13 protein-coding genes are annotated in these 20,585 nt (G+C 72.2%); 8 read left to right on the top strand and 5 right to left on the bottom strand.

Annotated features, from left to right (window positions below):
* Positions 1-5 precede the first annotated feature (5 nt).
* Positions 6-1,244 (bottom strand): benzoate/H(+) symporter BenE family transporter, encoded by a 1,239-nt coding sequence (locus tag ABD817_RS03305; protein ID WP_344914783.1) that lies wholly within the window; start codon positions 1,242-1,244, stop codon positions 6-8.
* A gap of 92 nt (positions 1,245-1,336) precedes the next feature.
* Between ABD817_RS03305 and ABD817_RS03310 the strand changes: the two genes are divergently transcribed.
* Both ABD817_RS03310 and ABD817_RS03315 read left to right on the top strand, forming a co-directional pair.
* Positions 1,337-2,200: a helix-turn-helix domain-containing protein gene (locus ABD817_RS03310; RefSeq protein ID WP_344914785.1), complete on the top strand. Its 864-nt coding sequence runs from the start codon at positions 1,337-1,339 to the stop codon at positions 2,198-2,200.
* A gap of 61 nt (positions 2,201-2,261) precedes the next feature.
* On the top strand, positions 2,262-3,485 hold the full coding sequence (locus ABD817_RS03315; RefSeq protein WP_344914787.1) for an MFS transporter: 1,224 nt from the start codon (positions 2,262-2,264) through the stop codon (positions 3,483-3,485).
* Positions 3,486-3,584: 99 nt separating this feature from the next.
* Here the strand turns inward: ABD817_RS03315 and ABD817_RS03320 are convergent, their stop codons facing one another.
* Positions 3,585-4,331 carry an MBL fold metallo-hydrolase gene (locus tag ABD817_RS03320; RefSeq protein ID WP_344914789.1) on the bottom strand — a complete coding sequence of 249 codons (747 nt, stop codon included), beginning with the start codon at positions 4,329-4,331 and terminating at the stop codon, positions 3,585-3,587.
* Between the two features lie 158 nt (positions 4,332-4,489).
* Here ABD817_RS03320 and rho point away from each other — a divergent pair, with 158 nt between their 5' ends.
* The 3 genes from rho (at position 4,490) to ABD817_RS03335 (ending at position 8,556) form a co-directional block, all read left to right on the top strand.
* Positions 4,490-5,722 carry a transcription termination factor Rho gene (rho, locus tag ABD817_RS03325; protein ID WP_344914791.1) on the top strand — a complete coding sequence of 411 codons (1,233 nt, stop codon included), beginning with the start codon at positions 4,490-4,492 and terminating at the stop codon, positions 5,720-5,722.
* 60 nt (positions 5,723-5,782) lie between these two features.
* Positions 5,783-6,613: a putative RNA methyltransferase gene (locus ABD817_RS03330; protein ID WP_344914793.1), complete on the top strand. Its 831-nt coding sequence runs from the start codon at positions 5,783-5,785 to the stop codon at positions 6,611-6,613.
* Between the two features lie 176 nt (positions 6,614-6,789).
* On the top strand, positions 6,790-8,556 hold the full coding sequence (locus ABD817_RS03335) for a S9 family peptidase (protein WP_344914795.1): 1,767 nt from the start codon (positions 6,790-6,792) through the stop codon (positions 8,554-8,556).
* 255 nt (positions 8,557-8,811) lie between these two features.
* Here the strand turns inward: ABD817_RS03335 and ABD817_RS03340 are convergent, their stop codons facing one another.
* Positions 8,812-10,350, bottom strand: coding sequence for a PP2C family protein-serine/threonine phosphatase (locus ABD817_RS03340; RefSeq protein ID WP_344914797.1), 1,539 nt, complete (start codon positions 10,348-10,350; stop codon positions 8,812-8,814).
* 120 nt (positions 10,351-10,470) lie between these two features.
* On the opposite strand from ABD817_RS03340, the gene ABD817_RS03345 reads away from it, so the two are divergent.
* Together ABD817_RS03345 and ABD817_RS03350 are read left to right on the top strand one after the other, a co-directional pair.
* Positions 10,471-14,643, top strand: a complete 4,173-nt coding sequence (locus ABD817_RS03345) for a HAMP domain-containing protein (protein WP_344914799.1) — start codon at positions 10,471-10,473, stop codon at positions 14,641-14,643.
* A gap of 3 nt (positions 14,644-14,646) precedes the next feature.
* On the top strand, positions 14,647-15,279 hold the full coding sequence (locus ABD817_RS03350) for a response regulator (RefSeq protein WP_344914801.1): 633 nt from the start codon (positions 14,647-14,649) through the stop codon (positions 15,277-15,279).
* Between the two features lie 194 nt (positions 15,280-15,473).
* On the opposite strand, the gene ABD817_RS03355 is transcribed toward ABD817_RS03350, so the two are convergent.
* The gene (locus ABD817_RS03355; protein ID WP_344914803.1) at positions 15,474-16,718 is read right to left on the bottom strand and encodes an NYN domain-containing protein; all 1,245 of its coding nucleotides are present in this window, start codon (positions 16,716-16,718) and stop codon (positions 15,474-15,476) included.
* 398 nt (positions 16,719-17,116) lie between these two features.
* Positions 17,117-19,852 carry a zf-HC2 domain-containing protein gene (locus ABD817_RS03360; RefSeq protein ID WP_344914805.1) on the bottom strand — a complete coding sequence of 912 codons (2,736 nt, stop codon included), beginning with the start codon at positions 19,850-19,852 and terminating at the stop codon, positions 17,117-17,119.
* Between the two features lie 176 nt (positions 19,853-20,028).
* On the opposite strand from ABD817_RS03360, the gene pyrE reads away from it, so the two are divergent.
* The gene (pyrE, locus tag ABD817_RS03365) at positions 20,029-20,565 is read left to right on the top strand and encodes an orotate phosphoribosyltransferase (RefSeq protein WP_344914807.1); all 537 of its coding nucleotides are present in this window, start codon (positions 20,029-20,031) and stop codon (positions 20,563-20,565) included.
* Positions 20,566-20,585 lie beyond the last annotated feature (20 nt).

A 20,585-nucleotide genomic window follows, 5' to 3' on the forward strand; every position in this document is an offset into this window, starting at 1 on the left:
TCCCCTCAGCCGGTGCGCCCCTCGGGCCGCACCGGCTGAGGCATGTCCGGACCCCCCTCGCCATCGGGTACGGTCCCGTCCGCCGGGGTCCCGGAGGATTTCCCGCGACGGTGCAGGAGTGTCATGAGCCCGCCCGCGACGAGCCCCCAGAAGGCGGCGCCCACGCCCAGGAGCGTCAGTCCCGACGCGGTGACCACGAAGGTGACGGCCGCGGCCTCCCTGCCCTCGGGGTCGGCGACGGCGGAGGCGAGGGCCGAGACGAGCGCGCCGAGCAGGGCGAGACCGGCGACGGCCTCGACGAGCAGCGGCGGGGAGAGCAGGACGAGCACGGTGGCCAGCCCCGAGCCGATGCCGAGGACGATCATCGAGACACCCGAGGTGACCGAGGCGATCCACCGGCGGGCCGGATCGGGGTCGGCGTCGGGCCCGGCCGCCAGCGCGGCGCTGATCGCCGCCAGGTTCACCGCGTGGCCGCCCAGCGGGGCACCGAGCGTACTCGCCAGGCCGGTGGAGACGAGGATCCCGCGCAGCGGGGGGCGGTAGCCGTACCCGGCGAGGACCGCCATGCCCGGCACGTTCTGCGAAGCCATGGTGACCAGGAAGAGCGGGAGCGCGATACTGACCATCGCCTGAGCGCTCCAGGAAGGGACGGTCACCTCAAGCACCGGCCGCACGTCCACCGCCCCCAGCCCCGGACCGGTCAGGGCGATGGCCGCGACGGCGACGAGGAGGGCCACCGGGACCGCCCATCTGCGGGCGAACCTGCTCAGCAGCGCCCAGGTGAGCACGACGGGACCCGCCATCAGCGGTATCTCGGCGAGTGCCCTGACCGGCGCGACACACAGGTCGAGCAGGACTCCGGCGAGCATGGCACCGGCGATCGGCGTGGGGATGGCCGCGATCCACCGGCCCAGGACGGGGAAGAGTCCGGCGGCGGTGAGGAGGAGCCCCGAGACCGTGAACGCCCCGACCGCGACGGGGAAACCGCCCTCCACGGTCCCGGTCGCGACCAGCAGCGCCGCCCCCGGGGTGGACCAGGCGATGACGATCGGAACGCGCTGCCGCAGCCCCAGCCAGACGGCCACCGCGCCGTTGGCCAGGCAGAGGACGAGCAGCCCCGACGCCGCCTGCCGCTGGTCGGCGCCCACGGCCCTGAGCCCCGCCAGGACCACGGCGAAGGAGCTGGCGAAACCGACGACCGCGGTCACGACTCCGGCGAGCACGGGTTGAAGCAGTCGTGTCATCTTCGGTCCTCGCGGGGGGAACGGCGCCGGGTGTTCTGCGAACGGCCAGGCGTTCCGTAAACGGAACGGCCCTCGTGCTGCACGATAGCCCCATGGACTCCGGAGCACAAAGCCCCAGGCCCGCCGGGGAAACCGGCACGCCCGGCCGATCCGCCACGGGCGACGGCACCCCCGAACGCCTCACCGCGGACACCGGCACGCCTGAACGCCTCGCCGCGGACACCGGAACGTCCAACCGGCCCGCCACGGACGATGGCACGCCCGACCGGCCCACCGCGGACATCGGCACGTCCGACCGGCCTGCCGCGGACACCGGCACCTCTGAACGCCCCACCGCGGACACCGGCATGTCCGACCGGCCCGCCATGGCGGGCCGTGACGCGCTCGTCAGGCCCGCCGTGGACGGCGGGACGCTCGACATCGGGCGGCGGATTCGCAGGCTGCGCGAGGAGCGCGGCATCTCCCTGTCGGCCCTCGCCCGTGGCGCCGGTGTCGGCAAGGCCACGCTCTCCGGACTGGAGAACGGCACCCGCAACCCCACCCTGGAGACCCTATGGGCGATCACCGCCGAGCTCGGCGTCCCCCTGGCGATGGCCGTCGGCGCGACGCCGGTGGACGCGGGCGGGAGCGAGGCGGCCGAGGCACCCCCCGTCATCCACGGGACGGCCGCCGAGGGGACGCTGCTCCAGGTCTTCGAGGACGAGGGGGTCACGTACGAGCTCTACCGGATGGTGATCCGCCCGGGGGTGACGCAGGTCTCGCCCGCCCACCACGAGGGCGTCACCGAGCACATGACCGTCTTCGCCGGAACGCTCAGCGCGGGACCGATCGGGGCTCCCCTGCGCGCCGGTCCCGGCGAGCACATCTCCTGGCGGTCGGACGTCCCGCACGCGTACGTCGTCCTCGGCGACCAGGAGGTCCACGCCAGCCTGCTCATCCGCTACCCGCGCCGCTGATCCCGGCGCCCCGGACAACCCGATTGCATGCTTAAAGTACCTAAAAAGTAATATTTACCCCATGACACCACGGTCCATGGCGATCCTCTTCTGGGCCACGGGTGTACTCGCCTACGTCGTCGCCGTCTTCCACCGGCAGTCGCTGGGTGTGGCGGGCATCGAGGCGGCGGCGAGGCTCGGCGTCGGGGCGTCGGGGCTCTCGGTCCTGGCCATGTGCCAGCTGCTGGTCTACGCGGGCATGCAGGTGCCCGTCGGGATGCTGGTCGACCGGCTCGGCTCCAAGCGCATGCTGGTCCTGGGAGCCGTGGTGATGGCCTGCGGCGAGCTCGTCTTCGCCCTGTCCGGAGGGCTGCTGCCGGGTATCGCCGGGCGGGCGCTGATCGGGTGCGGGGACGCGATGACGTTCATCAGCGTGATCAGGCTGGTCGGCCTCTCCTTCCCCGCCCACCGCAACCCGCTGATGGTCCAGCTCACCGGCCTGTTCGGCCAGCTCGGCGCGATCGCCTCCGCGGTGCCCCTCATCCACTCCCTGCACGCGTACGGCTGGACGCCGACCTTCGCGGGCGCCGCCGTCGTGGGCCTGGTCTCCGCGTTCCTGCTGGTCACGGTGCTGCGCGACGCCCGCCCCGAGCGTACGGGGGCGCCACCGAGCCTGAAGGCCGCCTGGGCGGAGCCGGGCACCCGGCTGGGCATGTGGACCCACGCGGCCACCCAGTGCTCGGCGGCGTCGTTCCTGCTGCTGTGGGGGTATCCGTTCCTGGTCCGGGGACAGGGGCTGACCCCCGCGACAGCGGGCGTGCTGCTGACCACACTCACCCTGTGCGGCATGGCGTGCGGGCCGCTGCTCGGCTATCTCGCCGGGCGGTTCCCCTTCCACCGCTCCCGGATGGTGCTCATCGTGATCGGCACCACCGCCGGGGCGTGGACCGCCGTGCTGGTCTGGCCGGGACGGGCGCCGCTCTGGCTGCTGGTGGCGCTCGTGGTGGTGCTGGCGGCGAACGGCCCGGGGTCGATGATCGGCTTCGACTACGCCAGGACCTTCAACCCGGCCACCCGGATCGGCGCGGCCACCGGCATCGTGAACGGCGGCGGCTTCGTCGCGTCCGTGTCGGTGATCGCCCTGATCGGCGTCACCCTCGACCTCATGGGCGACAACGGCCTGGACGACTTCCGGTGGGCGTTCGCCGCGCAGTACCCGATCTGGGCGCTGGGCGCCGTCCAGGTCATCCGCTACCGGGGCAAGGCACGGCGGCGCGGGCTCCCGGCCACCTCGACAAACTCCTGACACCCCGAAGAACCCGGTTCGGACGAACCTCGCCAAAGACCCGGTTCAGACGATTCACGCGAAGCGCTCGGCTCAGATAATCCTTGTGGAGGACTCGGCTCAGACGAGCCTTGTGAAGGGCTCGGCGAAGTGGGCGGTGCCGATCGTCCCGCCCTCCGCCCTGACCCGGTCGAGCAGCTCCACCCGCGTGGCCGCGGCCAGCTCGGGGTCGGCGTCGTAGAGGTAGGGCACCCGCGGATCCTCCAGTTGCACCGGGTGCAGCACCACGTCGCCGGTCAGCACCAGGTCACCGACCTGGACGACCTGGTGGCCCGGGGTGTGGCCCGGCGTGAGCAGCACCCGGACGCCGGGCAGCACCTCCGCCCCGCCGTCCACCGCGTGCACCCGCTCGCCCAGCGGCCGGACGACGCGATCGAGGACCGCCTCGTCCGCCGCGTCGATCTCGGCGCGCTGCAGGACGTGCCGGGCGTTGCCGAAGACCGGTGACCCCGCGACCACCGCGCCGCTCGCGTGGTCGCTGTGCAGATGCGTGATGACCACGGCGTCCACCTCTCCGGGAGCCGTCCCCACCCTGGCCAGCTCCGCGTCCAGCGCGCCGGGGACCGGTGCCCAGCTCGCCGCGGGCGAGTCGCGGGGGCCGATGCCGGTGTCGACCAGCACCGTGCGGCCGGACGCGTCGCGCAGCAGGTAGCAGTGGAAGTGCATGATCCACTCGTCCGGCTCGCCGTGGCGGCCCCCGGGGAACATCTGCGACATCGGCCGCCGGATCGCGTCGCCCATCGGCCCCACCGCGTCGCACAGCGGGAACACCTCGACCCCGGCGACTGTTATGGACTGATGTAGCATCCGCTCTCCTGTTCGGGATGAGGCAACGGTGCTACCGTGATACCGGGCGTGACGCACAGCTGGCTAGGCCGCGTGCGGTGATCCGCCCCCGTTTCTCGTTTTCTCTCTCACCGCCCCTGTGTCAGGCGTGCGGTCTCATCTCCCGTGAAAGGTCACTCATGACCGCGGAACCCGTTTTCAAGGAACCCACCATCGAGAAAATCAGCGCGAAGAAGGTGCCGCGCCCCCGAGGAGACGCCCCGGGCGGCACCGGGAAGGCTCCCCGCCGGAACGGCGCGGCCACGACCGGCCGGTCCCCCGGGCGCGACACCCCCGTCGAGACCGTGACCGGCCTGCTCGACATCCGCGACCGCACCGGATATATCCGGACCGGCGGTTACCTGCCGTCCCCTCGCGACGTCCGCGTGCCCCACTCCCAGATCTCCGAGTACGGCCTGCGCCCCGGCGACCGCGTCGTGGCCACCGCACGCGCCCCGTACGAGAGGCTGGAGGGGGTGGAGAGCGTGAACGGCGCCGCCACCTGGCGGCACCGGCCCGACTTCGCGGACATGACCCCGATCCACCCGCGCGACCGGCTCCGCCTGGAGACCGGATCGCTGACCGGCAGGGTCGTCGACCTGTTCACCCCGATCGGCAAGGGCCAGCGCGGGCTGATCGTCGCCCCGCCCAAGGCGGGCAAGACGATGGTCCTGCAGGACCTGGCGGCCGCGATCACCGCCAACCACCCGGACTGCCACCTCATGGTCGTGCTCGTCGGCGAGCGCCCCGAGGAGGTCACCGAGATGCGCGAGTCCATCCACGGCGAGGTCGCCGCGTCCACGTTCGACCGTTCCGACCGCGACCACACCGCCGTCGCCGAACTCGCCGTCGAGCGCGCCAAGCGCCTCGCGGAGGCCGGGCACGACGTCGTCCTCCTCCTCGACTCCCTCACCCGGCTCGCCCGCGCGTACAACAACCTCGCCCCCGGCGGGGGGCGCACCCTCGCCGGAGGCATCGACGCCGCGGCCCTGCTCCCCCCGCGCCGTTTCTTCGGCGCCGCGCGCAACCTGCGCGACGGCGGCTCGCTGACCATCCTCGCCACCGCGCTGGTCGAGACCGGCTCGCGGATGGACGACAGCCTCTTCGAGGAGTTCAAGGGCACCGGCAACATGGAGCTGCGCCTCAGCCGCGCCCTCGCCGACAAGCGCCTCTACCCCGCCGTCGACCTCGACGCCTCAGGCACCCGCCGCGAGGAGATCCTCCTCGACCCCCGGGAGCGGCAGCTCACCTGGCGGCTGCGCCGCACGCTGGGCGGCCTGGAGAGGCAGCAGGCCCTGGAGCTCCTCACCGGCAGGCTCGGCGAGACCCCCTCCAACGCGGTCTTCCTCCAGCAGATCCAGCAGACCGCCTGACCCGCCGTCCCCCGGAGATCCCCGCGATCCGGCCTCGGCGGGACGCGAGATGATGAGGACATGCTGGACGATGTCGTCGAACACCTCGCCTGCCCGGTCTGCGGAGGCTCGCTGGAGCTTGGGGAGCGGGTCCTGCGGTGCGCCCTGGGGCACGGCTTCGACGTGGCCAGGCAGGGATACGTCAGCCTGCTGACCGGGTCGCGGGTGCCGGGAACGGCCGACAGCGCGGCCATGGTGGCGGCCAGGGACGCCTTTCTCGGCGCCGGGCACTACGCCCCGCTGGCGGAGGCGGTCGCCGGTGCCTGCCGTACCGGTGCGAAGGTGGTCGCGGACGCCGGGGCCGGGACGGGCCACTATCTCGCGCGGGCGCTCGACGCGCTGCCGGGGGCCGTGGGAGTGGCGCTGGACGTCTCCAAGCACGCGATCAGGCGGGCCGCACGGGCCCATCCCCGGCTGGGGGCGGTGGTGGCCGACGTGTGGCGGCCGCTACCGCTGGGAGATGGCACGATAGATGTGCTTCTCAATGTGTTCGCCCCTAGAAATGGGGCAGAGTTCGCGCGGGTGCTCAAGGGGGACGGTGAACTCGTAGTGGTCACGCCCACCGCACGGCACCTCGCGCCACTGGTGGAGCGACTGGGCCTCCTGTCGGTGGACGAATCGAAGGAGCGGCGTGTGGCGGAGAGCCTGAGCGAGCACTTCGTCGAGACCGGCCGGAGCACTCTAGCGTTCGAGATGCCCCTGGGGCATGATGCGGTCGAAGCGGTCGTGGGAATGGGGCCCAGCGCCTGGCATACGGAGACGGAAGTTATGCGAAGAAAAGTCGTAGAACTTCCGGAATTGAGCCTTGTAGAGGCTTCTTTCCGTATGTCTATCTTTAAGCGCCACCCGTGAGCAAGCTGTGTGCTTGACAGCCACCTTCGAGACGCCTGTTACTGATGTGACTTTTAGTCCGAAATTCCCAGACATTACTCAAGCAATTAGCCGGTGAAGACGCCATACTGGACCGCAATCCGGCGAGCCCGCGCCTGGACGCGTGAAGCTGACGCCTTGACGGAGGGAAGCGCCATATGAAGGCGGAGGAGCGCTGGCAGGCCAGGTTCCGTGCGCCGCGCGCGACGTTGCCCGTGTGGGCGGCCCAGGCTCCCAGCCGGTCCGTCTACCGCAGCAACGCCTCGGGGGCGTGGGAGGTCTACGCCTGGGACCGCGCGGGTGGCTCCACCCGCCAGGCGACCTCACGGCCCAAGGGCACCTCGCACGGCGCGATCGATCCCACCGGGCAGTGGATCTGGTGGTTCGACGACACCGACGGCGACGAGTGGGGCCGGTGGATGCGCCAGCCCTTCTACGGCGGCCCCGACCAGCCGATCGACCTCGCCCCCGGCTTCCCCGCCGGGCTCGGGCTCTCGGCGACGGGCGACGCGGTCATCGGCATGGCCAGGCCGGGACAGGGCTTCACCATCCATCTCGTACAGCCGGGCGAGCCCGCGCGGACGCTCTACGAGCACGCCGAGGCGGCCGCCGTCTCCGCGGTCTCCCTGGACGGCTCGCTGATCGCGATCAGCCACAGCGAGCGCGGCGACGCCCGGCACCCCGGGCTGCGCGTGCTCCGGCGCAACGGCGAGGTCGTCGGCGACCTGCACGACGCCCCCGGCAAGGGCCTCATCGGCCTGCGTTTCGCCCCGGTGTCCGGAGACCGCCGCCTGCTCACCCTGCACGAGCGCAGGGGCCGTCGCGAGCCCCTCGTCTGGGACCCCGAGACCGGCGACCAGCGGGAGATCTGGCTGCGCGACCCGGGCGAGATCACCGCCGACTGGTACGACGACGGCCGCTCGCTGCTCGTCGTGCGCGGCAACCGGGGCCGCACCTATCTGACCCGCTACGACCTCCCCGGCGGCGGGTTCTTCCCGATCGAGACCCAGCACGGCGTGATCGACGCCGCCGCGCCCCGCCCCGACGGCTCCGTCGAGTACTCCTGGTCCAGCGGGGCCCACCCGCCGCTGATCCGGTCGACCAGCGGCCACGTGGTGATGAACCACGGCGGCCCCACCTCACCCCCGTCGGTCCCGGTCGAGGACGTGGACGTGGAGGGGCCCGGTGGCCGCGTCCACGCCTTCGTCTCACGCCCCGAGCGCGGCTCCGGCCCCTTCCCCACGGTCTTCGTGCTGCACGGCGGGCCCACCGCGCAGGACGACGACTCCTTCGTGCCGCAGGTGGCCGCCTGGGTGGATCTCGGCTTCGCGGTCGTACGGGTCAACTACCGGGGATCCACCGGCTACGGCTCCGCCTGGCGGAACGCCCTGCACGGCGACGTCGGGCACATCGAGCTGGCCGACGTGGCCGCCGTCAGGGACGCCATGGTCGACCGCGGCGTCTGCGACCCCGACCGGCTGGTGCTGTCCGGCGCCTCCTGGGGCGGCTATCTCACGCTGCTCGGCCTGGGCACCCAGCCCAAGATGTGGGCGGCGGGCATCGCCACGGTGCCGATCGCCGACCACGTCGCCACCTACGAGGAGGAGACGGAGGCGCTGCGCTCCTACCACCGCGCGCTGCTCGGCGGCTCTCCCGAGGAGCAGCGCGAACGGTACGTGAACAGCTCGCCGATCACCTACGTCGACCAGGTCGAGGCGCCGCTGCTGATCCTCGCCGGGGAGAACGACCCGCGCTGCCCGATCGGGCAGATCGAGGCGTACGTGGCCCGGCTCGCCGAGCGCGACCACGAGCACAGGGTGTACCGCTACGACGCGGGCCACGGCTCCCTGGTCGTCTCCGAGCGCATCGCGCAGATGTCGGCGCAGCTGGAATTCGCCCGAAAGCACGTGAAGACCGACATTTAGCCCGTATCACCCCGCGAGGGGAGTGACGGTCGCCCGTACGCCCCCCGGGGGACGCGCGGGCGGCCCCGTCCAGCTGGTGAGCGGGCGCGCGGGCGGTCCCGTCCAGCCGATCAGCGGGCGCGTTGCTCCGGCCAGCCGGTGGGCGGGCGCGCGGGCGGTCCCGCCCGGCCGGTGAGCGGGCGCGGGACCGTGGGCGCGCGGCCCGTTCAGCCGATCAGCGGGCGCGCGGGACCGCCCGGTGGGTGGGCGGTCCCGTCAGCGGGCTCGCAGGACCACGATCGCCATGTCGTCGGCGCTCGGCTCGGGGGCGAAGTCCTGGACCGCGCGGCGGATCCGCTCGGCGACCGCCCGCGCCGACAGCCCCGCGCACTCGGCCAGCAGCTTGGCCAGCCCCGCGTCGTCGTCGAGCAGCCGCCCGTCCCTGCGACGCTCGGTGACCCCGTCGGTCACCGCGAGCAGCACGTCACCGGGGTCGAGGTGGACGAGCTCCGCCTTGAAGGTCGCCTCGGGGAAGACGCCCAGCAACGACTGCGAGGTCACCACGGCCTCCACGACGCCGCTGGGCCGCAGCCGCAGCGCCTCCGGGTGCCCGGCGGAGACCATCGCCACGTCCAGGCCGCTCGGCACGGGCGTGATCTCCCCGTGCAGCAGGGTCAGGAACCGGGCGCGCTCGCCCTCGTCCAGGATGGCCTGGTTGAGACGGTCGAGGACGGCCGCCACCCCGTACCCCTCCCGCGCGAGCAGGCGCAGGGTGTGGCGGGCCAGGCCGGTGACCGCGGCGGCCTCGGGGCCGGTCCCGCAGACGTCGCCCACCGCGAACCGCCAGGAGCCGTCACCGGCCGCGAAGAGGTCGTAGAAGTCGCCGCCGACCTCGTTGGTCTCCCCGGCGGGCTCGTAGACCACCGCGGGGTCGAGACCGGGGATCTCGCCAGGCTCGTCGGGAGGGAGCAGGCTGCGCTGGAGCGCCCGGTTCGCCGCCGCCTGGGTGGCGTACAGCAGGGCGTTGTCGAGGGCGAGTGCGGCGCGGCGGCCGATGTCCTCGGCGTACTGGAACACGTCCTCGGCGAACCGGTCGGGCCGCCCCAGGCACATCGCGCCCAGCGTGCGCCCGCGCGCGAGGAGCGGGATGACCAGCATCTGCGAGTCGGCGAGCTGCATGGACCCGCCGCCCTGCGGGATCTGGACGCCGGCGAGCTCCTCCCGGAGTTCGTCGATGCGCCGTTCGTCGGTGTGCCAGAGGTAGGCTGGGCGCTGCGGGCCGCCGCCGTCGCTCCATGTGTAGACGGCACACCAGGTGGCCAGCCGCGGCACCACGATCTGCGAGATGATCGCGGGCACCATGTCAGGGTCGAGGGTGCCCGCCAGGAGATCGCTGGCGTCGGCGAGAAAACCCATCCATATCGGCCCGCGGCTGGGTTCTTCGGCGGCCCACTCCGAGGACGGCCGTCCGGAGGAGCCGGGCAGCCGGATCCTGGCCCAGTGCGTGCGCTGCTGATCGGCGAAGGTGACACCCCATTCCTCCACCGGTACGGACGGAGCGCCGGGGCTCCCCTCGGGGGCCTGCTTCTGGCGCACCTCGATCTGCAGCCCGTCGCCCAGATGGCTCCAGACGATCTCGAAGGGGACGTCGGTCACCTGCGACGACAGGTCGGCGGCCAGCCGCTCGGCGGTCGCCAGGACGGACGCGGCGGCCCAGGCGGTCATCACCTCGATGGTGAACCGCCTGGCGGCAGGGACGGCCGTGTGTCCCGGGGCGAAGGTCGCCGCCAGGACGGCACGTGGAGCACTGGTCACTGTTCCGTGACTACCACACTTCCCGTTGACATGGGGTGAATCGAAGGTGGGACTACACATTGCGCACCGTGACAGACTGGGGTGACTCACGGCTGCGCCCCCGGGAGTCAAGGAGGTCTCATGACCACGGTCAACACCGTGCCCGACGTCGAGGAGCGACGTTACAGCGAATCCGATCTGCGACCGATCCTGCAGACGCTCATCACCTGGCGCGACGGTGACTTCCGCCGCCGGGTGCCGCACGCCCCACCCGGAATCCTCAGCGAGATCCGCCTCCTGCTCAACGAGGTGGCCGATCGCCGCGAGCACCTGGCCAACGAGCTGCACCGGGTCCGCCGCGAGGTGGTCAAGGAGGGCCGCTTCGGCGAGCGCCTCACCCCCGGTCCCGGTGTGGGTTCGTGGGCCGAGAGCGTCGACTCGGTCAACACGCTGATCGACGCGCTCGTGGGCCCGGTCAGCGGGGCCGCGGACGTGATCGACGCGGTGGCCAAGGGTGACCTGTCCCGCCGGATCGATCTCGATCGCAGTGCCAGGGGCGAGGTGCGCCGTCTCGGCAAGGCGATCAACGGCATGGTCGACCAGCTGTCGCTGTTCACGTCCGAGGTGACGCGGGTGGCCAGGGAGGTCGGGACCGAGGGCCGCCTGGGCGGCCGGGCGAACGTGCGCGGCATGTCGGGAAGCTGGCGCGACCTCACCGAGGCCGTCAACACCATGTCCAGCCGTGTCTCCGCGCAGGTCCGCGACATCGCCGCGGTGACCACCGGGGTCGCGCGGGGCGACCTGAGCCGCAAGGTCACCGTCGACGCGGTCGGCGAGATGTTCGAGCTGAAGAACACCGTCAACACCATGGTGGACCAGCTGCTGGCGTTCGCCGAGGAGGTCACCCGGGTCGCCCGCGAGGTCGGCACCGAGGGCCAGCTCGGCGGCCAGGCGCAGGTGCGCGGCGTGTCGGGCGTGTGGAAGGACCTCACCGACAACGTCAACGTGATGGCGGGCAACCTGACCACCCAGGTCCGCGCCATCGCGGCGGTGTCCACGGCGGTGGCGCAGGGTGACCTGTCCAAGAAGATCACCGCGGACGCCCAGGGCGAGATCCTGCAGCTCAAGGACACCCTGAACACCATGGTCGACCAGCTGTCGATGTTCGCCGACGAGGTCACCCGCGTCGCCCGCGAGGTCGGCACCGAAGGCCAGCTCGGCGGCCAGGCCCGCGTACGCGGCGTCTCCGGGGTCTGGAAGGACCTCACCGACAACGTCAACTTCATGGCGAACAACCTGACGTACCAGGTCCGCAACATCGCCGAGGTCACCACCGCCGTCGCCAACGGAGACCTGACCCGCAAGATCGACGTCGACGCGCAGGGCGAGATCCTCGCGCTGAAGACCACGATCAACACCATGGTCGACCAGCTGTCGTCCTTCGCCTCCGAGGTGAGCCGGGTCGCCCGTGAGGTCGGCTCGGAGGGCCAGCTGGGCGGTCAGGCGCAGGTGTCCGGGGTCTCCGGCACCTGGAAGGACCTCACCGACAACGTCAACGTGATGGCGAACAACCTGACCACCCAGGTGCGCCAGATCGCCGCGGTGTCCACGGCCGTCGCCCAGGGAAACCTGTCCAAGAAGATCACCGCGGATGCCCAGGGCGAGATCCTGCAGCTCAAGGACACCCTGAACACCATGGTCGACCAGCTGTCGATGTTCGCCGACGAGGTCACCCGCGTCGCCCGCGAGGTCGGCACCGAAGGCCAGCTCGGCGGCCAGGCCCGCGTACGCGGCGTCTCCGGGGTCTGGAAGGACCTCACCGACAACGTCAACTCCATGGCCAACAACCTGACGTACCAGGTCCGCAACATCGCCGAGGTCACCACCGCCGTCGCGTCGGGCAACCTGACGCGCAAGATCGACGTGAACGCGCAGGGCGAGATCCTCGCGCTGAAGACCACGATCAACACCATGGTCGACCAGCTGTCGTCCTTCGGCGCGGAGGTCACCCGGGTCGCCCGCGAGGTCGGCTCCGAGGGCAAGCTGGGCGGTCAGGCGCGCGTCGAGGGCGCCGAGGGCATCTGGAAGCGCCTCACCGAGAACGTCAACGAGCTCGCCGCCCGCCTCACCACCCAGGTGCGCGCCATCGCCGAGGTCACCACCGCCGTCGCCACCGGCGACCTGACCCGCTCCATCACCGTCGACGCCGAGGGCGAGATCGGCGAGCTGAAGGACAACATCAACATGATGGTGGCGGTGCTGCGCGACACCACCACCGCCAACCAGGAGCAGGACTGGCTGAAGTCCAACCTGGCGAGGATCTCCCGCCTCATGCAGGGTCACCGCGACCTGATGGAGGTCGCCAAGCTCATCATGAGCGAGCTGACCCCGCTGGTGTCGGCGAGCTACGGCGCCTTCTACCTCGCCGAACCCATCGGCGACCGCGACCTGCACCTCATCGCCGGGTACGGCGCCCGCCCCGGCAGCGGCCCCCGGCAGCGGTTCGCGACCGGCGAGGGCATCGTGGGCCAGGCCGCGATGGAGGGCAGGGGGATCATCCTCGGCAACGTGCCCGCCCGCTACCTCACCGTCGACACCGGCCTCAGCACCTCCACGCCCGCGCAGATCGTCGTGCTGCCGGTGCTGTTCGAGACGCAGGTGCTCGGCGTCCTGGAGCTGGCCTCGTTCAGCGAGTTCAGCGAGGTCCACCACGACTTCCTGAACCAGCTCGTCGAGACCATCGGCGTCACGATGAACACGATCATCGCCAACTCCAGGACCGAGGACCTGCTGACCGAGTCGCAGCGCCTCACCACCGAGCTGCAGGAACGCTCCGACGAGCTCCAGCGCCAGCAGGAGGAGCTGCGCCGCTCCAACGCCGAGCTGGAGGACAAGGCCGCGCTGCTGGCCAAGCAGAACCGGGCCATCGAGATCCAGAACTTCCAGATCGAGCAGGCCCGCCGCACGCTGGAGGAGCGCGCCGAGCAGCTCGCGGTCTCCTCGCGCTACAAGTCCGAGTTCCTCGCCAACATGTCCCACGAGCTGCGCACCCCGCTGAACAGCCTCCTCGTGCTGGCCAAGCTGCTCACCGAGAACGCCGAGGGCAACCTCACCGCCCAGCAGGTGGAGTTCGCCAGGACCATCCACGGCGCCGGTTCCGCCCTGCTGCAGCTGATCAACGACATCCTCGACCTGTCGAAGGTCGAGGCCGGCCGGATGGACGTCCACCCCCAGCAGATCTCGCTACCCAAGCTCGTCGACTACTTCGAGGCCACCTTCGAGCCGCTCGCCCAGGACAAGGGCCTGTCGTTCACCGTCGAGGTCGACCCGTCGATCCCGCAGGAGCTCCGTACCGACGAGCAGCGCCTCCAGCAGGTGCTGCGCAACCTGCTCTCCAACGCGATCAAGTTCACCCCCAAGGGAGAGGTGCGGCTGCGCGTGATCCACGCCAGGCGCGCCGTCGCCTTCGTGGACGACACCCTGCGCGGCGCCGACGGCATCCTCGCCTTCGAGGTGGTCGACACCGGCATCGGGATCGCCTCCGACAAGCTGGAGGTCATCTTCGAGGCGTTCCGCCAGGCCGACGGGACCACCAGCCGCAAGTACGGGGGGACGGGCCTGGGCCTGTCCATCTGCCGTGAGATCGCCCGCCTGCTCGGCGGTGAGATCCACGTGGTCAGCAAGGTCGGCGAGGGCAGCACCTTCACCCTCTACCTGCCGCCGTCGTACGGCGGCCCGCTCGCCTCGCGCGACGGCGGGGCGAGCACTCCCTCCTCCCCCCGCAACCCGGCACTCGTCGGCGTGCTGGAGGAGCCCGACGCCCTGCCGGAGCTCACGCTCAACGACGACATGCCCCTGCCGCAGTTCCCGCAGGACGAGGGCAAGCCGTGGAAGGGCGACGACCCGCTGACCGGGGCGAAGATCCTGATCGTGGACGACGACATCCGTAACGTCTTCGCGCTCACCAGCGTGCTCGAACGCTACGGCTCCACGGTGATCTACGCGGAGAACGGCCGCGAGGGCATCGAGCAGCTCGAACGCAACGAGGACGTCGCCCTCGTCCTGATGGACATCATGATGCCGGAGATGGACGGCTGGGCCACCACCTCCGCGATACGCCGGATGCCCCAGTTCGCGGACCTGCCGATCATCGCGCTAACCGCTAAGGTCATGCGAGGCGACCGGGAGAAAAGCATCGCATCCGGCGCCTCCGACTACGTGCCCAAGCCCGTCGACGTCGACCGCCTGCTGGAAAGGCTGCGCGGCTGGCTGACCCGGGGCAAGCCGGCCGGCGACTCCAACGAAGGCGTGTGATCGATGCCGGACAGAGCCAAGATCCTCCTGGTGGACGACCGGGAGGAGAACCTGATCGCGCTTGAGGCCATTCTCAGCTCGCTCGATCTGATACCCGTCCGGGCGAAGTCGGGGGAGGAGGCGCTGAAGGCCCTGCTCGGCACGGAGTTCGCGCTGATCCTGCTCGACGTCCGCATGCCGGGCATGGACGGGTTCGAGACGGCGGCCCACATCAAGCGCCGCGAGCGCACCCGCAACATCCCGATCATCTTCCTGACCGTGGTCGACAGCGCGCCCGACTACGCCTTCCGCAGTTACGCGGCGGGCGCCGTCGACTACCTCACCAAGCCCTTCGACCCGTGGGTGCTGCGGGCCAAGGTCGCGGTGTTCGTGGAGCTCTACAACATGAACCGCAGGCTGGCCGAGCAGGCCACCCTGCTCCGCGAGCGCCTCGCCACGGAGTTGCCGCCCGGTGAGGCGTCCGACCAGGCCGCCGTGCTGCCCGAGCTGTCCAGGCGCCTGACCGCCGTCGAGGAGGAGCTCGGCCGGGTCGTCGAGCTGGCCCGCAAGAGCGGCGACCCCGGTCTCACGGGGCCGATGGCCGACCTGTCCAGCCGCCTCGACCACCTGCGCGCGGGCTTCGACGCCCTCACCTGACGGGCGTTCCCCCGGTACGGTCCCGAGCGCGGTGTGGTCCTGAGCGCGGTGTGGTCCCAAGCACTCCTGAGCACGGGATCCTGGGCACGGCGCTGTGTGCGGTGCCGTGCGATGCGCTGTGCGTGCCTCAACGCGGGGCGCCTCCGGGGACCCGAAGCGCTCGCGCGCTCCAAGGGTCCTGAGCGCCGCGCGTCTCAGCGGCGGGCGCGCTCCAGGGCGTCCCAGAAGCCTCGGCGCAGGGCGTGGCGGACCTCGTCGTGCAGGAGGAAGTCGATCGGCAGGGAGGAGCCCTGGAGCAGGCGCGCCTCCAGGTCCGAGGGCATCCGGGGCTTGCGGGCCAGGACCGCCTCCAGCCACAGGGCGGGCGCGTCCTTGGCCACGGACTCGCCGAAGTCGTGGCCCTCCTTGTGGGCGGCCTGCACCGCGTCGGAGAGGGTCGTCGCGGCGCCGGTCCCCGTGCCGGTCCCGGTGCTCTGCAGCGGCACCGGGGCCGGTTGGGGACCGGTGTAGGCGCCCATCTGCGGCGGGGACTGGTAGCTCGGCATGCCGCCGGTGTTGCCCAGCGAGTACTGCGGCGCGGCCGGCAGCGGGCCCGTCTGCGTGCTGACGGCGGCGTGCGAGGGGGGCGTGGAGGCGGGCGGGGGCGGCGGGGATGGCGGCGGCGGGGGTGAAGGCGGCGCGGCGGGAGTGACCGGGGGGATCGGCGACTCCTGGGTGTAGCTCTGGTAGGCGGAGGGCAGCGCGGGCTGGGCGTGGGCCGCGCGGGACGTCTGGACCGCGGGGATGGGGCTGGTGGCCGGGGCTCCGTTGCTCCCGCCGAGGCCGCCGGTGCCGCGGGAGGTGACGGGCTGGCCGTTGGTGGCGCCGTGCTGGTGGCCGTTGGCCGCCAGGACGGGGGGCTCACCGCTGAGCAGGCTGACGTGCGGGCGCAGATGACCGGCGCCGATCTCGATCAGGTCGTCGCACTCCTGGCGCAGCGTACGGGAGACGGCCCAGCCGCCGTCGGCGCTGATGTGCACCACGGTGACCCGGACGCCGAGGTCCTGGGCGTCGCAGACGACCTGTGCCAGGTCCTCGTCACCGCTGACCACGACCGCGTCGCAGACCGCGCCGTTGCGGGCCAGCGTCATCAGGTCGCGGTGGACCTGGGCGTCGACGCCCTCGCGGCGGCCGGGGCGGATGCGCGACAGGCGGAGCTTGAGGCCGGGGATGTCGGCCAGCGTGTCGTGCTCCGGGGTGCGGCGGCCCTCCACGGTCGCCTCGTACCAGTAGCAGCGCAGCAGCGGCAGGCCGGTGCGCTCCCTCGACAACTTGTTGAGCAGCTGGAGCAGCCCCGGGTAGTCCCAGGAGACGGACTCGCGGTGGCGGGTACCGTGCACCGCCATCGCGCCGTCGGCCAGCAGGTAGCCGGCGTCCACGAACAGCGCGCAACGATCCACACGACACCGCCCTTCCTACGTAGCCCGATCCTTCGGTTCAGACAAGCCTGAAAGAACCCCTCAGAGACCGGACAGACGGCCCTTCCTCAGGGTAATCAAGCAGCTGACCATCCGAGGGTGAATCCCGACGATTCCACCCGCGCTCGACCATACGCTGGATCGTTCACGCAGACCGTACCAGTTTGTCCCGTTCGTGAACCCCCTCGGCGAGGTGCCGCTCGTTCGGGTTTCCCGCCGTCCCGCCACCGGTGTCCCCGGGCTCCGCGTGGCCCCCTCACCGCACAACGGACCCGGGCGGACTGTGCGTCCCTCTCCCACCGTCAGCAGCGAACCGGACGTCTCCTCCACGGCACCGCCGACACCTCAGGCCGTCACGGGATCCGTTACGGGGTGGTTCGTTACGGGGTGGTTCGTACGCTCACCGCCACCACGCCGAACAGCAGGACGTCCTGGCGCGTGCTGAGCTCCAGCACCGGGTCACGGCCGAGGGGCGACCGGAAGCGGTCCACGTCCGTACCGAAGGTCGTGCCGGTGCCCCGAGCCCCGGCGGCGGACCCGTCGAAGGGGTTGCGCGGGTCCCGCTCCCCACCGGCGGGCCGCAGGGTCCGGCCGCCGAGCCTCACCCGATCACCCGTGACGCCCGCGTCGCCCTCCCAGGTCACCAGGGCCATCCTCGCGGGCGCGCCGGAGGGCGTCAGCCCGCCGAGCGGTATCCGCGCCGAACGGCGCCCCCCGTCCAGCACCGTCGCGGTGTCGACGACGACGGCCTGGCTGTACGGCCGGCGCGGGTCGGCCACGATGACCACCAGGCTCCAACCGGCATGGCGCGCCACCCCGGACCGCACCGAGGCGTCGGCCACCCAGTACGTCCCTCGGACCGCGCCCAGCAGACGCGTCACGTCGGCGAACGCCTGGTAACCGCGCCCCGCAGGCAGCTCCCTCTCCACCACCTGCGTGGCCCTGACCTGCCGGTATCGTTCCTCCCCCGGCACCTTGAGCTTGACCCGCCCGCTGGGGGGCGCGCTCGCCGACCAGTACAGGCCCGCCCACACCACCTTGCTCGCCGCAGGCAGGACGAGCCGGGCGGCGCTCGAACTGCCCGTCGACGGATCCCCGTCCCGGTCGAGGGGACGCATCTCCCAGCTGTTGTTGTCGCGCCTGCCGCCCCGCCGTGACCGGGCGGCCTCGCACGCGGGCTCCGAGGGCGCGCAGCTCACCAGGGTGTTGCCGATCGCGGAGACGGCCACCCGGCCGTCGGTGGCGAACCGGGCCGGGGCTCCCGTCGCCCGTACCCCGCCGCGCGACCTGGCCGCCACCCGCGTCCCCGCGGTGGAGACCGTGACCGAGGGCGACGCCCCGTACGTCGCGTCGCCCGACACCAGGACCCTCAGGAAGACCGCCGTGGCCCGGCCCGCCGGTAGTGGGCCCCGGACGCACCGGGCGCCCCGGGTCAGAGCCCGGCAGGACCAGCCGTCGACCGTGCCGACGGGCGTGACGCCGCCGACGGCGTTGCCCCGGCGGGACCCGGAGGGCAGCGTCACGCCCCGTGGCAGGCCGACGTCGGCGACGACCTCCTCGCTCTGCCCTCGGCCCGCGTTGCGCAGCCGCACCACCACGATTCCGGCCTCGGACCTGACCAGGGCGCCGAGCGCGTCGATCCTGGCCACGAGGCGAGGGGCGAGCGGGGAACCCGTCCGGCCCCCCTGCCCCGTTCCGGCCGGGTCGCCCCCCTCGGACGCACCGGCCCCGCCCCCGCCCCCGGACCCCGTCCCGCCGGACTCGCCCTCGAGGCCCGTCCCGCCGGTCCCGCTCCCGGGTCCCGTCTCGCCATCCTCGCCACCGGGGTTCGTCCCGGCGCCGGATCCGGGTGCCGCTCCGGTGTCGCCGGGTTCGCGGCCGGGTCCCGTCGGCCGTCCCGAGAGCGACGGTACGGGAGGCCCCGAGGTCCCCGGACCTGCCGAGGACTCCCCCGACTCCCTCGAGGACTCCTCCGGGGATTCCCCCGAGGCGGAGGAATCGGGCACCGGGGCCACGACGATCGGCTCGGAGGCCGTGCTGGGCCGGTTGACGGGCTCCTCGGCCGCCACCAGCACGAGGGCCGAGGCCACCGCGACCGCGGCGGCCGTCACACCGGCCACGACGGCGCGGCGTACGGATCGGGGAGCCCTCCGCCAGCGGGCGGCCAGCCCGCCCCCCGCCGTGACGCCCATCCTGGCGAGCGCCGTCAGGTAGGCGGGGAACGCGGGACCGGCGACGAGCGGGCCGATGACGGAGCGGACGCCGTGGCCGATGCCGGTCAGCTCCGCGAGCACCGCGCGGCAGCCGGAGCAGCCCTCCAGGTGCCGGTCGATGACCCTGGCCTGTTCCCTGGCCAGGCCGCCGCGCGTGTAGGGTCCCAGCCTGGTCAGCACGGGCCGGCACTCGGGGGCGGACGTCTCGGCCAGGTGGATGCGCAGGCACGCCTGGCGCATCCCCTCCCGGGCCCGGTGGGCGAGCGCCGCCGCGCCGTTGACCGTCAGGCCCAGCAGGAGCCCGACGTCCTCGCCCCTGAGCCTCTCGACCTCGGCGTGCCACAGGACGAGCTGCCACCGCTCGGGCAGGGAGAGGAACGCCCTGGCCACCGGGGAGCGTTCCAGGCCCTCCAGCGACGGGTCGACGAGAAACGCGCGTGGACCGAAGGGGTCGAGCTCCCCGTCCGCCCGCTCGTCGATCTCCCCCTCCCCTTCATCGGCTTCACCGGTCTTCCCGTCGGCCCCTTCATCGGCTTCGCCGGTCTCGCCGGTCTCCTCGTCCGTCCGCTCGACGGCCTCCGGTAGCGGCCGCCCGGTGGCCCGCGGGCCGCTCGCCGTACCGGAGCCACTCGCCGTACCGGAAAGGTCGCCGACGGTGCGGCGCAGGACGGTGAGCAGGTAGGCGCGGAACGCCTGTTCCGGGCCGTCTCCCCGGGCGATCACGTGGTGGACCCTGGCGAACGTCCTCTCCACGACGTCCTCGACCTCGGTCCCGCCCGGCAGGAGCAGGCGGGCGAGGGCGTACGTCGCGGGGGCGTGCCGCTGTTGGAGCAGCCGGTAGGCGGCCACGTCGCCGCTCCTGGTGGCAGCCAGCAGTTCAGCGTCGCCTTGAGATGTTTTCACACTCATTGTGACCTCACCATTACCCGGAGTTGCCTGCCGGATAATCCCGCAGTACGCGCCGCGAGTAAACCCGGATCGCACTTTTGCCACCCCCGGCCCGAAACCGGCGTTACGGCGGACCTGTTTTCCGACGGGGCCCGATCGGGCGGGTTCCGAAGTCGCCCTAACCTTGTGCCATGAGCGATCGCGAGAGCCTGTTGACGGAGATCAAGGGCAAGGCCGTGGTGCACGGCAAAGTCGTGCTGTCCTCGGGCAAGGAGGCCGACTTCTACGTGGACATGCGCAGGGTGACCCTCGACGGGCAGGCGGCGCCGCTGGTGGGGCGGGTCATGCTGGACCTCACCGAGGACCTCGACTACGAGGCGGTCGGCGGCCTGACGCTGGGCGCCGACCCGGTGGCGTCCGCCATGACGCACGCGGCGGCCGCGCGGGGCGGGCGGCTCGACACGTTCGTGGTCCGCAAGGCGCAGAAGACCCACGGCATGCAGCGCAGGATCGAGGGGCCGGACGTGTCGGGGCGGCGGGTGCTGGTGGTGGAGGACACCTCCACCACCGGTGGATCCCCGCTGACCGCGGTGGAGGCGCTGCGCGAGGCGGGCGCCGAGGTCGTGGCGGTCGCCACGATCGTGGACCGGGGAGCCGCCTCGGCGATCGCCGAGGCCGGGCTGCCGTACCTGACCGCCTACACCCTGGCCGACCTCGGCCTGGCCTAGAGACCAGAGAGCCTGGAGAC

Origin of the sequence: Streptosporangium oxazolinicum (assembly GCF_039537505.1) — a bacterium.
In the GTDB taxonomy this organism is placed as follows: Bacteria; Actinomycetota; Actinomycetes; order Streptosporangiales; family Streptosporangiaceae; genus Streptosporangium; species Streptosporangium oxazolinicum.

What these genes read in the sequence shown, in the direction of transcription:
- ABD817_RS03305 (WP_344914783.1), bottom strand. Translation starts at nt 1,244, where the DNA reads ATGACACGACTGCTTCAACCCGTGCTCGCCGGAGTCGTGACCGCGGTC.
- ABD817_RS03310 (WP_344914785.1), top strand. Translation starts at nt 1,337, where the DNA reads ATGGACTCCGGAGCACAAAGCCCCAGGCCCGCCGGGGAAACCGGCACG.
- ABD817_RS03315 (WP_344914787.1), top strand. Translation starts at nt 2,262, where the DNA reads ATGACACCACGGTCCATGGCGATCCTCTTCTGGGCCACGGGTGTACTC.
- ABD817_RS03320 (WP_344914789.1), bottom strand. Translation starts at nt 4,331, where the DNA reads ATGCTACATCAGTCCATAACAGTCGCCGGGGTCGAGGTGTTCCCGCTG.
- rho (WP_344914791.1), top strand. Translation starts at nt 4,490, where the DNA reads ATGACCGCGGAACCCGTTTTCAAGGAACCCACCATCGAGAAAATCAGC.
- ABD817_RS03330 (WP_344914793.1), top strand. Translation starts at nt 5,783, where the DNA reads ATGCTGGACGATGTCGTCGAACACCTCGCCTGCCCGGTCTGCGGAGGC.
- ABD817_RS03335 (WP_344914795.1), top strand. Translation starts at nt 6,790, where the DNA reads ATGAAGGCGGAGGAGCGCTGGCAGGCCAGGTTCCGTGCGCCGCGCGCG.
- ABD817_RS03345 (WP_344914799.1), top strand. Translation starts at nt 10,471, where the DNA reads ATGACCACGGTCAACACCGTGCCCGACGTCGAGGAGCGACGTTACAGC.
- ABD817_RS03350 (WP_344914801.1), top strand. Translation starts at nt 14,647, where the DNA reads ATGCCGGACAGAGCCAAGATCCTCCTGGTGGACGACCGGGAGGAGAAC.
- pyrE (WP_344914807.1), top strand. Translation starts at nt 20,029, where the DNA reads ATGAGCGATCGCGAGAGCCTGTTGACGGAGATCAAGGGCAAGGCCGTG.